Origin of the sequence: Brasilonema octagenarum UFV-OR1 (assembly GCF_963888615.1) — a bacterium.
GTDB classification, from domain to species: domain Bacteria; phylum Cyanobacteriota; class Cyanobacteriia; order Cyanobacteriales; family Nostocaceae; genus Brasilonema; species Brasilonema sennae.
In genome coordinates, this window is record NZ_CAWPKW010000070.1 from 1 (window position 1) to 14624 (window position 14624).

Consider the following 14624-nt stretch of genomic DNA (forward strand, 5'->3'; position numbering starts at 1 on the left):
CGGGTATCTCCTGCGGAGACGCTACGCGTAAGTCCCAAAGGGACACGCTTACGCGAACGCTCTTAGCGTGCGCTTGCGCTTACGCAGTCGCCTAGGTCGGGAAACCCTCCTCCAGCGCTGTCTCACTTATAGCAATTGAGGATTTGACTGGTATCCGTGAAAGGACAAACCAAAAACCGCGTAACAAGACAGAACGCCGTAGGAGCAATTCGTGGGCGTTCTATCAGTTGCGAATATTTTTGGAGTACAAGGGATTGAAAGATGGGGTAGAAGTTGTTGCTGTTTCCCCAGCTTATACAAGTCAAACCTGTAACCGCTGTCTACACATTGGCTTGCGCTCTGAGAAGAAGTTTAAATGCGGTCATTGCGGGTTGTCCTGTGATGCAGATTTGAACCGAGCGAAGATGATTGCATTATTGGGGCTGTCTGTAAACCAGCCTGGAGGCTCGAATGGTTTGTATTGTAATCTCAGTACAGACTCTTCAGGGCTACTGAAAGCCCAGACTGTATTCGGTACTCCGAATCAGTGTGGGTAGTTTACTTCATGATGCCAAAGGCAGCGAAAATCGAAACGTAGTTCCCTTATTTAGCTCACTTTCTACTAAAATTTCGCCTCTGTGCAGCTTAACCAGACGATGGGAGATAGCTAAACCCATTCCAGAACCACCAGGGTTACGCTCCCGAGAGCGCTCAGAACGCCAAAATCGATTAAAAACAAAGGGTAAATCCTCTGCTTTCATACCATGACCTGTGTCAATCACCGCAATCCATAATTTCGGAGGTTCGCTCCAAACTCGCAGAGTGATAGAACCGTTCACAGTGTAGCGTACTGCATTGCCAAGTAGGTTGACCAGAATCTGCTCAACTCGCTCAGGATCAGCACAGACAAAGGGAGGATTGGGTGGGCACTCCAAACGCAACACAGGACCCTCTTCTAGTAGTTGATCACTAAACCGTTTAATTAGGGAGAGCAGAAGTGGGTGTAGATCAATCCGTTGAATCTTGATGGGTAAATATCCTGCCTCCGCCTTAGAAAGTTCTTGTGTATCATTCACCAACCGACCTAGTCGGGCAGTCTCTCTGGCTAATCGCTCAAACAGTTCTGCTTTTGCTTCAATCGCCCCATCTGCTAAACCCTCCAGAGAACCCTCCAAGATTGTCAACGGTGTACGTAGTTCATGAGTCAAATCTTCTATGAGTTCTCGACGGCGCTGTTCTACCCCTTCAAGGTTTAATGCCATTCGGTTAAAATTTATAGCAAGGCGGTTCAACTCTGGAATTTCACTCTCAGGTACACGCGCGCTCAAGTTCCCCTCAGCAAACTTTTGAGTAATTTTCTCCATCTGAATTAGAGGTTGTACAATCCGCTTAGCAAACAAGTAACTCAAACTACCTGCTACGGTTGCACCGAGAAGCATTGACCACCAAACTCCTTGGTTCCAGACTACCTCACACTTGTCAATCAACTCATTGGCAGTTGTACCCACATTAAACTGTCGTCCTTCTAAAAGCGTTAAGTCCAACCCAAACAGTTGGTGCGAGAGCAACCAGTCCACAATGAGTGGGGTACTCAATCCGACTAGCATCACAATAATGTTGCACAACAGTAATCGCGATAGGAGGCTAAGCTTACTCACAATTGGTCCTAAATAACTTGGTCGTCAAACTTATAACCCACTCCAACCACAGTTTTAATAAAAGTTGGATTAGCTGGATCGGGTTCAATCTTTTTTCGTAGACGTGCGATGTGGGTATCAACAACTCGCTCATCGCCATAAAAGTCACTACCCCAAAGTTTCTTAATCAGTTGAGTTCTATTCCAAACCCGACCAGGATCACTCATAAATGTTGCTACTAGTTCAAACTCCAAAGCCGTTAGGTCTAAAGGAGTCAATTCATTTGTACTCAGAACTCGGCTGGCTGAGTGTTGCTTGATATTAATGACAAAGTGTCGCGTACGATAAGTGTGATGTTGCTTGGTATCACTTTGCATTCGTCGTAGGAGTGCTCGCACACGAGCTACGAGTTCCTTTAGGCTGAAGGGCTTGACTACGTAGTCATCTGCTCCAGTCGATAAACCGATGATCCGATCATTTTCCTCACCCTTAGCCGTCAACATCAAGATGTAAGGATCACTATAGCTTGCTTGCTGTCGAATGCGAGCACAAACTTCCAGTCCATCCAAACCAGGAATCTTTAGATCTAGGATTATTAACTGAGGCGAATAGTCTTGAAACTCTTGAAGCGCACTTAATCCATCAGCACAGTGGCGACAAGAAAATCCTTCTCTTTCCAAATACAGTTGAATTAACCGAGCAATTTCAACTTCATCTTCAACAATCAAAATCTCCATTAGTCTGATAAAGAGCTTTTTTACCAAGCATTATATTAGCAAGCATTAATAGTAAACCACTTTATCAGACCAATCACCTAAGGACAAAGTTATAAGCTAGCTTTAACTAGCAAAAGCACGAATATTCAACAGTATTATCACTGAACTTTACACCTTTTTCACAAAGCGTGATATATCTTTCAACAAATCTTCGGGAAACTGTCACATTTTCGTCACAGGATTGACATATGATCGCTACGTTTTTGCGACAAAGTGTAAATTCACAGAGAAGCAAATTGATTGAATAATCTATAAAAATCTTGTCATTCTCTTTAAAGTTACATACGTATACTTTGTGGTATTCGTTGAAAAATTCGCTAACCATTGTACCTTTTCGGACATCTACCTTATATATGCTCAAAGACGCTCGTTTAATCTGTGCAGACCAAGTTATTGAAACTGAAGTTTGTATTGTTGGTGCAGGCGCAGCTGGAATCACGCTAGCCCGTGAATTTATTGGATATAAAACAAAAGTTTGCCTTGTGGAGAGTGGCGGACTTGAGTTTGATCCACAAACTCAAGCGCTTGCTGAAGCATCAACTGTTGGAGATCCCTTTTTGCCACTCAAAGACATCCGACATCGAATGTTCGGGGGCAATTCAAATCTTTGGTCGATTAAGATTGGTAAAGGGCAAAAGGGTGTGCGGTATGCCCCTTTGGACGAAATTGATTTTGAGAAGCGAGACGGGCTACCTTACAGCGGTTGGCCAATTGAGCGATCGCACTTGGAACCCTATTACAAACGTGCCCAGTCAGTTTGTCAAGCAGGTCCATTTGCTTATGATCCTGACACATGGGAAAACGAACAAGCGAAGCGGTTACCGGTAAATGAGCAGCAAATGCTTAGTGCAGTGTTCCACTTTGGACGTGGCAATGTATTCAGCCAGGAGTATCGCGACGAACTTATTAAAGCTGATAACATTACTGTTTTGCTCAACCTGAATGCAGTTGAGATTGAAACCAATGAGTCTGTGAGAACGGCAACTCGTCTGCGGGTTGCTTCTTTGCAGGGCAATCAGTTTTGGATCGCTGCCAAGGTGTTTATACTCGCCCAAGGTGGGCTAGAAAATCCGCGTACACTGTTGATGTCCAATCGTCAGCAAACGGCTGGCTTGGGTAACCAACACGATGTAGTCGGCAGATATTTTATGGATCATCCCTTAGTCCAAGGTGGCGATTTTATCCCTGCTGACGCTAACTTATTTAATAAAATGTCTTTGTACGATCTACGTCGTGTGAACGATGTTCCAGTGTTGGGCTATTTCAAACTCCCCCAAGAGCTTATGCGGCGTGAGCAATTAGTCAATATTAGCACTGTTCTGTTCCCACGACCGAGTAAGCGACAACTCAAGGCAATTGAGTCATTCAAAGCAATGGCCCAAGCGCTTGTTCATCGCAAATTTTCACAGCTGCTTTCCGTCAAAGAGTTTGTCAATATCATCGGTGGTATTGATTACGTGATGCTTGCCAGTTACTTGGCTGCTACTAAAAATCAGTCCTTGCTACATGGATTCCACAGAGGCGGATGGTCAGAATTGCCAAACAACCAACCAAGGTTTAAGGTTTTCGAGGTGATTCATCAAGTGGAACAATTGCCCAATCCTGCTAATCGAGTTGTGTTGAGCAAAGAACGAGATCCACTCGGCTGTCAAAAGCTAGAACTTCACTGGCGGTGGGATACTGACAATGCCCTCAACATTCAGCGTTCTCAAAAAATCGTAGCTCAAGAATTTGCGAGTTCTGGGTTAGGTGAATATAGAATCGAATACAAAGAAGGTCTTCCCAAACTTGGTATACCTTCTGGTACTGCCCATCATATGGGCACAACCCGAATGCATATTGACCCGAAACAGGGAGTTGTTGATGAAAATTGCCAAGTTCATGGCATTTCTAACTTATTTATAGCAGGTAGCTCCGTTTTTCCTACAGGGGGATATGCTAACCCTACCTTGACAATTGTTGCACTTTCAATTCGCTTGGCAGATTGGATTAAGAAGTCAACAGAATTAGTCGGGACTACTAATTTAGGAAGTGGTCTTCGCACAATGGAAAAGTCAAAATAGAAGATAGAGGCTGTATACAATTAAGCCTTGTCTTTCAAATACGGAGTTTGTTATCAGTGGTATTACAAGTACAAACAAGCACCTACGAAGCCAAAACCCAAGAAATCGCTAAACAGCTTCTAGCCGCAACACAAGAAAATCGTTCATTCTTTGGTGCACTGCGAGATCAGATGCGCTGGGACGATAAGTTGTTAGCTTGGGCGATGAGCAATCCTGGGTTACGGGTGCAACTGTTTCGCTTTATTGATACTCTTCCTGCTTTACGTAGTAAACCAGAAATTGCAGCGCATTTACAAGAATATCTGGCTGATGAATCAGTGGAATTACCTACAGCCCTGAAGGGAATGCTGGGTTTTGCTAATCCAGATTCTATGCCTGGACAAGTCGCAGCAACAACTGTTTCCACAGGCGTAGAAACATTAGCTCATAAATATATTTCTGGGGAAAACATTAAACAGGCGCTGAAAACAATTGAGCGACTGCGTAAGGAAAAAATGGCTTTCACTGTAGACTTATTGGGTGAGGCTGTGATTACCGAAGCAGAAGCTCAATCTTATTTGGAACGCTATCTAGATTTGATGCAACAATTGGTGGAAGCATCGAAGAGTTGGACGCCAGTTCCTTTAATTGACGAAGCTGATGGACAAAGTTTGCCAAAAGTCCAAGTTTCTGTGAAGTTAACGGCGTTTTATTCGCAGTTTGACCCGTTGGATGCTAAAGGTAGTGAAGAACGGGTGAGCGATCGCATCCGCACTCTGTTACGTCGTGCCAAAGAACTTGGTGCTTCTGTTCATTTTGACATGGAACAGTATGCATATAAAGATATCACTTTCAACATCCTGAAAAAACTTTTAATAGAAGAAGAGTTTCGCTCTCGTACAGATCTTGGTGTGACAATCCAAGCATATCTACGCGACAGTGAACAAGATACACAAAACTTAATTAATTGGGCGAAACAGCGTGGTTATCCGCTGACAATTCGTTTGGTTAAAGGTGCGTATTGGGATCAAGAAACTATAAAAGCAGAACAGAAGCATTGGCAACAGCCAGTTTATAACGATAAAGCCGCAACAGATGCAAATTTTGAAAGAATAACTGAATTATTGCTTGAAAATCATCAATATGTGTATGCTGCGATTGGTAGCCATAATGTGCGATCGCAAGCTCATGCTATAGCAACAGCACAAAGCTTAAATGTCCCTCGCCGTTGCTTTGAGATGCAAGTTCTCTACGGTATGGGGGATAAACTAGCAAAAGCGTTAGTTGATAAAGGTTACCGAGTTCGAGTTTACTGTCCTTATGGCGAACTGCTTCCAGGAATGGCGTATCTCATTCGTCGCTTGCTGGAAAATACTGCGAATAGTTCCTTTTTGCGGCAAAATATGGAGAATCGTCCCGTTGAGGAATTATTAGCACCGCCTGTTGTCGGACAAGTAGACAACCAAACAACCAGACAAGCGGAAAATCCTTCATCCTTCGTTGGTGTGCCTGATACAGATTATGCTGAGGAGGAGCAGAGGAATGAGGCGAATCTTGCTTTGCAAAATGTTCGTCAGCAATTAGGAAGAACTTATCTGCCTTTAATTAACGGTGAGTATGTTCAGACACAACAAGTTGTCGATTCTGTCAACCCCTCGAATTTTAGTGAGGTGGTTGGTAAGATAGCACTTCTGAGTGTTGAACAAGCCGAACAAGCGATGCAAGCTGCAAAGGCTGCGTTTCCTGCTTGGCGTAAAACACCTGTAAAAGAACGCGCTGGGATATTACGAAAAGCGGCTGATTTGATGGAACAACGCCGTGCGGAACTTTCGGTTTGGATAGTTTTGGAAGTTGGGAAGCCAGTACGGGAGGCAGATGGTGAGGTTTCGGAAGCGATAGACTTTTGTCGTTACTACGCTTCGGAGATGGAACGCTTGGATCAGGGTTTCAATTATGACGTTGCTGGTGAAACGAATCGTTATATTTACCAGCCTAGGGGAATTGCTGTCGTGATTTCTCCTTGGAATTTCCCTCTGGCGATCGCAACAGGAATGACGGTTGCAGCCTTGGTGACAGGAAATTGTACTTTGCTGAAACCAGCGGAAACATCTTCTGTGATTGCGGCGAAGCTGACGGAAGTTTTAGTAGATGCTGGATTTCCTAAAGGTGTTTTTCAATACGTGCCTGGTAAGGGTTCACAAGTTGGGGCTTATTTGGTGAATCACGCGTACACTCATGTGATTGCTTTTACTGGTTCACAAGAGGTAGGGTGTCGGATTTATGCAGATGCAGCAATCCTTAAACCTGGTCAAAAGCATATGAAACGCGTGATTGCTGAGATGGGTGGGAAGAATGCCATCATTGTGGATGAGAGTGCTGATTTAGACTCTGCTGTTGTTGGGGTCGTGCAATCGGCATTTGGTTACAGTGGACAAAAATGTTCTGCTTGTTCACGGGTGGTGGTGTTGGAACCGGTATATGATACCTTTGTGCAGCGATTTGTGGAAGCGACGAAATCGCTCAATATTGGGGAGACAGAGTTACCGAGTACGCAAGTTGGACCAGTGATTGATGCAAATGCACGCGATCGCATTCGTGAGTATATCGAAAAAGGTAAGGCAGAAGCAAAAGTCGCTTTGGAAATGCCAGCACCGGATAATGGGTATTTTATCGGTCCTGTTATCTTTAAGGATGTACCAGCAAATGGGGTTATAGCCCAAGAAGAAATTTTTGGTCCCGTTGTGGCGGTGATTAAGGTGAAGAATTTCAAAGAGGCGCTGGAAGTTGCTAACGGAACTAACTACGCCTTGACTGGAGGACTTTATTCTAGAACTCCTTCGCACATTGAGAAGGCGCAGGATGAGTTTGAAGTTGGAAATTTGTATATTAACCGCAACATTACGGGTGCGATCGTTGCACGACAGCCGTTTGGTGGTTTCAAGCTTTCTGGTGTTGGTTCTAAAGCTGGGGGACCAGATTACCTGCTACAATTCACAGAACCGCGTACGGTGACGGAAAATATTCAGCGTCAAGGTTTTGCGCCAATTGAGGGAGCGGAGTAATAATTCAAAATTCATGGTTGCTGAGCGTAGTCGAAGCAAAATTCAAAGTTCAAAATTAAAGACAACAGAACCAGAGTAAGTTAGTAGGGTGGGCAGCGTTGCCCACCTTATTTTATTATCGAACCGCGTTAGCGCAGCGTGCGCGAAGCGCTTAGACGCAAAGAGCGCGAAGGAATTTCAATGAAGGATGTCATTGTTAGAGTTGCTGATTGGTATCAGGAGTTTTCAGCAATTCAAGCAATCAGGAAGTCTGTTTTTCAGGAAGAACAAGGTCTAGATCCTGATTTAGATTTTGATGGAGAAGATGAAACTTCTCAGCAGTTGATTGCTTCTTTAAATGGAGAGTATGTGGGAACTGCGAGGGTGAGATATTTGGATGACAAGACTGCGAAGATTGAAAGGCTTGCTGTTTTACCCGTAGGTAGAGGGTATGGTATTGGCAAGAAAATTATGGAAAAGGCAATGGAAGTTATAGCGAGTAAGAATATTCCAGAAGTTGTCATTCATGCACAGGAGTATATTAAGGGTTTGCATCAACAGTTGGGTTTTCAGGAAGAGGGGGAGGTTTTTGAAGAGGCTGGCATTCGTCATGTGACAATGAGGAAGAAATTAAATCAGTGAACAGTGGTAACTGATAACTGATAACTGATTGAGGTAGGTGGCTTGCAGTAGTTCTTAAGCGCAAATACGAACCTATGATGTCAAATCTGGTTAGTCACTTACTGCATCTATACCTCAACCTTGCACTCTCCTCCCCTCTCCTTTATAAGGAGAGGGGTAGGGGTGAGGTTGAAGCGATGAGCACTTGTCCAATATTATGAGCAATTACAAAAGTAAGCAGAATAAATATAAAAACTTATTCATACTCGGGATAATTTGGTTATTGGGGGCGTTGTGCGATCGCATTTGGTTTGCTTTGGATCGTTCTGTCCCTGCTTGGGATCAAGCAGACTATTTAACTGGTAGTTTAAATTATTGGCACGCGTTACAAAATCCCCAATGGTTTAACCAGGAGTGGTGGCAAAGTTTTTGGCTGTTGTCTTCCAAAATACCGCCTTTAACTTACATCGTTACAGCTATTGTTCAGAATATCTTTGGCATCGGACCAGATCAAGCAACTCTGGTGATGCTGTTCTTTAGTGCAATTTTACTAAGTTCAGTCTATGGTTTGGGCACTGTGCTATTTAGCGAGACTGTAGGTTTGTGGGCTGCTGCACTATGCCAAATTTTACCTGCTCTTTATCTGCTGCGTTTAGAATTTTTGCTAGATTATCCGCTTGCAGCAGTTGTGACTTTGAGTTTCTTTTGCCTGAGTGTTTGGCGAATGACAGTGGACAAGGGGGTATTTGCTTCTTTTTCTTTCCCAACTTCCCCAACTCCCCCAACTCAATGGTTCTGGGCTGCAGTCTTCGGCTTAACTTTGGGGCTGGCGTTGATGGTGAAGCAGACGGCGTTGTTTTTTTTGTTGACGCCGATAGTCTGGGTTGGAGTGGGTGCACTACGTCATCGGCGTTGGGGACGCTTATTACAACTACTGGGTAGTTTGTGTTTTTCGGTGTTAGTTTTTGGTCCTTGGTATCGTACCAATTGGCTTATCATCCTCACTTCTGGTAAGCGGGCGACAATTGATTCTGCTATTGCTGAACGTCAGCCTGGTCTTGATAAGCTGGAATCTTGGATGTACTATTGGAATCAGTTACCTTACCAAGTTTCATTACCTTTGTTATTTGTACCTCTGGTAAGTTTACTTATATGGTGGGGGCGTTCAAAATTTGCGTCTGAAAATCCAAAACTTGAAACTATACCTTCAAGCAAAGCGAACCAGCAAAACTCATCACTCATATGGTTACTTGTGTTTTGCATTGGCGGATATTTTCTTTCATGTTTGAATGTGAACAAGCATGAACGTTATGTCTTGCCTTATTTACCAGCGGTGACGGTGCTTTTAGCTTATGGGTTGACACGTTGGCGCAGTCTGTTCGGACAGCGTGTCCGTTGGGGTACTTTTGGTTTAGCTATTATACTAATGTTGCTCAACCTGTTTCCGGTGGGAGGTGTTGTTGGTGGTTGGATGACACAAGTTTTGAGTCCCAACTCTGAGCATTATCCTTACATGAAAGCAGAGTTTCCTCATCAACAGGTTATTGGCCAAATTATCCAAACAGAACCGTATTTGCGTTCTACTCTAGGAGTACTACCATCAACTGGAGAAGTTAACCAACACAATTTCAATTACTACGGGGCGCTACAAAACTTTCAAGTTTACGGACGTCAGGTGGGAATCAGGAAAAAGTTTGTCGAACAAGATGCGCGATCGTTGTCATGGTTCGTAACGAAAACAGGTAATCAAGGACCAGTCAAAGAAGCTCAAGCTCTTATGGTAAAGACTGTTGAGCAAGGCGGGAATTTTCAACTCAATAAGTCTTGGAATTTGCCTGATAACAGTCAACTCATGCTTTATCATCAACAAACGCCAACACTAGAAGTCAGACAGACTTCTCAACAAAACTCACAAGCCAAAATTGCCCTATCACAAGTCATAGTACCAGAAAAAGCTCCCCCAGGAGTACCAATACCTGTAAGCTATGAGTGGTCTGGTTCTTGGGATGAACTACAACACGGGTTAGTCCTGCTGACTTGGCGTAAAAATGGTCAGATCATACCTAACACTGATAGTTGGATACACGATCATGGTATCGCGATGGGAGCTATGCATCCTGGTGCCAAAAAACCTGAAGGAACATTTCAAGTGATTGAAAAGATGGCAATGTTGCCTCCTTCTACCCTAGCACCCGGAACTTATACCCTAGACGCGATTTATCTCAACAGACTATCAGGAGAAAGTTATCCCCTTTCAGTGCCAAAAGTCACACTACAAATTGACCCTCAAGCCCCTGCCATACAAGCACCAGAACTTGATTTAGTAACGCAGTTAGAGACTTTAGGCGCTCAATTACCCAAAGGTACTGAAGCTGTGACTCAAGTATTTGATGAAGTAGGACGTATTAATCAATACGATCCAATTCAGGATTATCTGGTACAAGCAAGACTGACTTTAGAATATCGATTGCAACATTTTACTCAAAACCGAGATTGGGCATACGCTTTGGCTTTAGCAAACGTGTTGCAGCGGCGGGTGGATGGTGCGATCGCATCTCTAAAACAAGTCACTGACTTAGATCCAGAAAATCCTTACGCTCACGCTTATCTAGCATTTGTTCAATTATATAATTGGCAGCCACGAACAGCCGAAAAGTCTTTAGAACCGAGTTTAGCTAAAAATCCCAATTTACCAGAATTCAGAGTTCTTTCAGGAGTTGCTGCCCTTATGCAAGGCAATTTCGTGAAAGCATGGAAAGACTTGTCAACATTGAGAAAGTAAAGGAAGCAAGGTTATGGAAACCTATTGGCACAGGTGTCAATTGATTTGACTATACCAGTAGCTTGAAAAAGCAAGGGAGCAGGAGAGATAAGAAAATTTTTCATATTAAGTTTAGCTGACTCCCTTACTCTCTCACTCCTTGTCTCAAACGCAGTTTGCTTACACAGGAATTTGTTACAATCTTTCCTTCGTCTGATTATCTTTTTTTTCTTGTGTATTCGTGTCGTTTGTGTTCTTCGTATCCTTTGTGTCTTTGGGATTCGTTGAATTCGGTGCGTTTTGGGCGGGAGTTAAATTCGGTGCTTTTTGGGCGGGAAGAGAGTTATTAGTTTCGACAACCGCAACCGCTGACATTCCAGGAGTCATCCGAGATTCATAACCTTGAAGACTCTTAGGCTCAAAGACTATCTTGACTGGAACTCGTTGCACATCCTGAGGAAGGTTGGAATAACCCGTGGCATTTTCTTGTGGGGGAAGGGCAACCTTGCCAAAAGAAGTGGGGGACATACTATCCACTTTCCCGCTAAACGTGCGATTAGGGAAGGCAGGGATTGTAATTGTCACATTTTGCCCAGGTTGGATTTTTTCTAACTGAGTTTCTTTAAAGTTGGCAATAATCCAAGGATTTGGCTGCACTAATGTGATAAGAGTTTGTCCTGGTTGTACCTGCTGCCCTACAGAAACGCTTTTATTACCAACTTTTCCAGGAACTAGCGCTGTAATATCGGTGTAGGACAGTTGAAGTTCCGCTTTTCTGAGATCTGCCTGCTTTTGGGCAACAGCAGCTAGCGCTATTTTATACTGTTGCTGATGTATCTCTCTTTGCTGAGCATTAGTTGCAACCTGTTTTGCTTGGTTATTGTTTGCTGGATCTGAGTTAGATGCGGAAGCACTAACAATATCTCTATTCAGCCTTTCTCGTGCCAACTCTGCTTGCTGCTTGGCTAGTTCTAGAGATGCTTTTGCTTGTGTTAGAGATACTAGGTAGTCCCGTTTATCGATCTTCATTAATACATCATTCGCAGACACCACTTGGTTATCATTAACTGTAACTTCGGTGACTATTCCTGATACGCGGGAAGTGATAGGGGAAACATTTGCGGTGACATAGGCGTTATCAGTTTCCTGATACTTTCTTGCGTACTGCTGGTTATACTGCCATGTTCGGAATGCGTAAATTCCGGCAGCGATCGCCCCTCCGGCTAACAACACAGCTAATATCACTTTTGGTAGCGCATTGCGTTTTGATCGCGGTACAGGTTTTTGAATTTCGCTTTCAGAGTTTGTAGTAGTGATAGCTGTCACCTTTTCCTCTGAAACTGGTTTTTGTCCCTCTAATCCTGTAACCCTGTGTGTTTGTGGTGAAGAATTTCGGTGTTCCATCAGCGACCTTCATTATTACAAATTATAAATAGTCTTACTTTGCGCACGGTAGTGATAGATTTATTTGTTAGTCGTTTTGATTGATGCTCTTATTGTATAAACTGTTCCCCGAACGCTTACACATGCAGAGCTATGAGGAATTTAACAATTCCAATACACCCCTGTTAACTTACAGGCTATTTCAACTTAATCAAGTGCACGTCGTGTGTTTTACCTTCTGTTTGCCAACGGGAGGGAACCCTATAGGGTGGGTAGGGTAGTGTACTTGACGCTTGTTGAAAAGCGCTGTATCAACTCAAATATTCCATCAATTCCATCAGTATAATTCTATTAGAATAATACCACTCCGGTTAGTTTTGATAGTCGTGAGCACGCGTTGGCTTGGAAAGTTGATTCTAAATACTGAATGCTTCTTTAAAATATAACCTTATTTTTCCAGCAACCTCTAGGCATTGACCTAGAGAAAGATTCCACAGTTGTATAATTTTGCAAAAATTGAAGTATAGCAGTCGCCAGGTAGATTAGGACACGAACTAATGAGAAAACACCGTCACCAAGAGACTTTCAAGTCTGTTAAGCGTTCGGGTGTTCCCTGTTCCCTGCTATATAACAGCTGTCGTGGAGGTGGTGAATGACAAATGACACTGCAAGAATTGTCTCCCTCATCCCTGGAGGCACAGAAATATTAGCAGCTTTGGGTTTGACGGATGCAATCGTTGGGCGATCACACGAATGTGATTATCCCCCCGAAATTCAAAACCGCCCTGTTTGTACTCAAGCGCGTATCAATAGCAACGCCCCAAGTGGTGATATTCATGAGAAAGTTAATTATCTGTTGCAATCTGCCCTAAGTATTTATCAAATCAACACAGATGTTTTAGAGAAATTGCAACCAACTCACATTGTTACCCAAGATCAATGTGATGTCTGTGCTGTTAGCCTAAAAGATGTAGAAGAAGCAGTTGCAAGCATTACAAATACCCCTGCTCAAATTATTTCCTTACAGCCAAATGTTCTTAAAGATATTTGGGATGAGATTCAGCGAGTAGGTAACGTTTTTGGGGTAGATTCGCGGCAAGTGATCGCAAATCTACAAGCGCGGGTAAAAATAGTAGACAAAAAAACACAACATCTTTCCCAAACAGAACACTTGCCCACTGTTGCTTGCATTGAGTGGACTGATCCTTTGATGGTTGCTGCTAATTGGATTCCTGAATTAGTAACCTTAGCAGGAGGAGAACCGTTATTTAGCATCACAGGTTCGGCTTCTACTACCTTAAAATGGGAAACCCTGATTTCTAGCAATCCCGATATCATCATCTTTATGCCCTGTGGCTTTGATTTAAATCGCACCCGTCAAGAAGCTCAACCACTAACTCAACGTCCAGAATGGCAAAAGTTACATGCTGTGGAAACTGGCAGAGTTTACATCACTGATGGTAACTCCTTTTTCAATCGTCCAGGACCACGACTTGTAGATTCTCTAGAGATTTTGGCAGAAATCCAGCATCCAGAAATCTTTGAATATGGATATAAACAAAAGGGTTGGGAAGTTCTGTAAGCTTGTGTAAGCTAAAATGGCGTCTTTGCTTGTAGATGAATGGTTTTTCCCAACTGCGGATGCTCAAAACAAAGTTCCCTGGCATGTAGATGTAACCGACTTGCGGCTGCACCACATCCATAAAGGCCATCGCCCAAAATAGGTACCCCAAGTCCTTTGACATCAACTGCGTGAACTCTCAACTGATGGGTACGTCCTGTTAATGGCGTCAACTCGACGCGAGTGTAGTTTCCCTCAACTGCTATCATCTGAAAGTGAGTCACGCTGGGTTTTCCATATTGCCAATCAACTTGCTGATAAGGACTATTTTCAGGATTGCCCCATAGTGGTAATTCAATCACACCTTGCTCACTCGTGAGCGAACCGGAAAGTATGGCTTCATAAACTTTGTGAACCTGCCGTTGCTGAAACTGCTGACTCAGCTGACGATAAATTTGTTGATTGCGAGCCAATACAAGAATACCAGAAGTTTCTTGATCCAACCGATGCACGGCATTAAGGATCACACCATCCGGTAGGAGATAACGCAAACGACTCAGAACACTGTCTTGAGTGTCAAAATAACGACCTGGAACTGATAGTAATCCCGAGGGTTTGTTTACAACAATTAACCATTCATCTTCGTAAAGAATGTCAAATCCGAGTAATTGCCCATTATAAAAACACTCCACCCTGTCGTAGTCTCCCCTCCCCTTATCAAGGCTAGGGTGTACACACAAGTCATCGAATGACTCAAAACTCTCTCCCAACCTCACCCTGCCCTGTCGGGCATCCCTCTCCTTATAAAGGAGAGGGAAAGATT

The 14624-nt window shown here is 43.5% G+C and carries 9 protein-coding genes and 1 pseudogene; 6 read left to right on the forward strand and 4 right to left on the reverse strand.

Features of this window, described 5'->3' with window-relative positions:
• Positions 1-128: 128 nt before the first annotated feature.
• Positions 129-536, forward strand: a pseudogene (locus tag AC5590_RS05415) (zinc ribbon domain-containing protein); the annotation flags it as partial.
• Between the two features lie 6 nt (positions 537-542).
• Here the strand turns inward: AC5590_RS05415 and AC5590_RS05420 are convergent.
• Positions 543-1637, reverse strand: a complete 1095-nt coding sequence (locus AC5590_RS05420; RefSeq protein WP_498822856.1) for a sensor histidine kinase — start codon at positions 1635-1637, stop codon at positions 543-545.
• Positions 1638-1645: 8 nt separating this feature from the next.
• The gene (locus tag AC5590_RS05425; RefSeq protein WP_169268281.1) at positions 1646-2353 is read right to left on the reverse strand and encodes a response regulator transcription factor; all 708 of its coding nucleotides are present in this window, start codon (positions 2351-2353) and stop codon (positions 1646-1648) included.
• A gap of 392 nt (positions 2354-2745) precedes the next feature.
• Between AC5590_RS05425 and AC5590_RS05430 the strand changes: the two genes are divergently transcribed.
• The 4 genes from AC5590_RS05430 to AC5590_RS05445 all read left to right on the forward strand — a co-directional run bounded on the left by AC5590_RS05430 (position 2746) and on the right by AC5590_RS05445 (position 10878).
• Positions 2746-4455: a GMC oxidoreductase gene (locus AC5590_RS05430; protein ID WP_169268282.1), complete on the forward strand. Its 1710-nt coding sequence runs from the start codon at positions 2746-2748 to the stop codon at positions 4453-4455.
• 56 nt (positions 4456-4511) lie between these two features.
• A complete protein-coding gene (pruA, locus tag AC5590_RS05435) occupies positions 4512-7496 on the forward strand; it encodes an L-glutamate gamma-semialdehyde dehydrogenase (RefSeq protein WP_169268283.1) in 2985 nt (994 codons plus the stop codon).
• A 180-nt stretch (positions 7497-7676) separates the two neighbouring features.
• Positions 7677-8117, forward strand: a complete 441-nt coding sequence (locus AC5590_RS05440) for a GNAT family N-acetyltransferase (RefSeq protein ID WP_169268284.1) — start codon at positions 7677-7679, stop codon at positions 8115-8117.
• A gap of 196 nt (positions 8118-8313) precedes the next feature.
• Positions 8314-10878, forward strand: a complete 2565-nt coding sequence (locus tag AC5590_RS05445) for a phospholipid carrier-dependent glycosyltransferase (protein ID WP_169268285.1) — start codon at positions 8314-8316, stop codon at positions 10876-10878.
• A gap of 174 nt (positions 10879-11052) precedes the next feature.
• Here AC5590_RS05445 and AC5590_RS05450 read toward each other — a convergent pair whose 3' ends face one another.
• Positions 11053-12261, reverse strand: a complete 1209-nt coding sequence (locus tag AC5590_RS05450; protein WP_169268286.1) for an HlyD family secretion protein — start codon at positions 12259-12261, stop codon at positions 11053-11055.
• A 631-nt stretch (positions 12262-12892) separates the two neighbouring features.
• Between AC5590_RS05450 and AC5590_RS05455 the strand changes: the two genes are divergently transcribed.
• Positions 12893-13822 (forward strand): cobalamin-binding protein, encoded by a 930-nt coding sequence (locus AC5590_RS05455; RefSeq protein ID WP_169268287.1) that lies wholly within the window; start codon positions 12893-12895, stop codon positions 13820-13822.
• 11 nt (positions 13823-13833) lie between these two features.
• Here the strand turns inward: AC5590_RS05455 and AC5590_RS05460 are convergent.
• Positions 13834-14624, reverse strand: a 791-nt coding sequence (locus tag AC5590_RS05460; RefSeq protein WP_169268288.1) for an RluA family pseudouridine synthase, incomplete at its 5' end; no start/stop codon positions are given.

Bases quoted from the DNA above. Each gene is read 5' to 3' on its own strand.
- AC5590_RS05450 (WP_169268286.1), bottom strand. From the start codon at position 12,261: ATGGAACACCGAAATTCTTCACCACAAACACACAGGGTTACAGGATTA.
- AC5590_RS05440 (WP_169268284.1), top strand. From the start codon at position 7,677: ATGAAGGATGTCATTGTTAGAGTTGCTGATTGGTATCAGGAGTTTTCA.
- AC5590_RS05425 (WP_169268281.1), bottom strand. From the start codon at position 2,353: ATGGAGATTTTGATTGTTGAAGATGAAGTTGAAATTGCTCGGTTAATT.
- AC5590_RS05445 (WP_169268285.1), top strand. From the start codon at position 8,314: ATGAGCAATTACAAAAGTAAGCAGAATAAATATAAAAACTTATTCATA.
- AC5590_RS05430 (WP_169268282.1), top strand. From the start codon at position 2,746: ATGCTCAAAGACGCTCGTTTAATCTGTGCAGACCAAGTTATTGAAACT.
- AC5590_RS05455 (WP_169268287.1), top strand. From the start codon at position 12,893: ATGACAAATGACACTGCAAGAATTGTCTCCCTCATCCCTGGAGGCACA.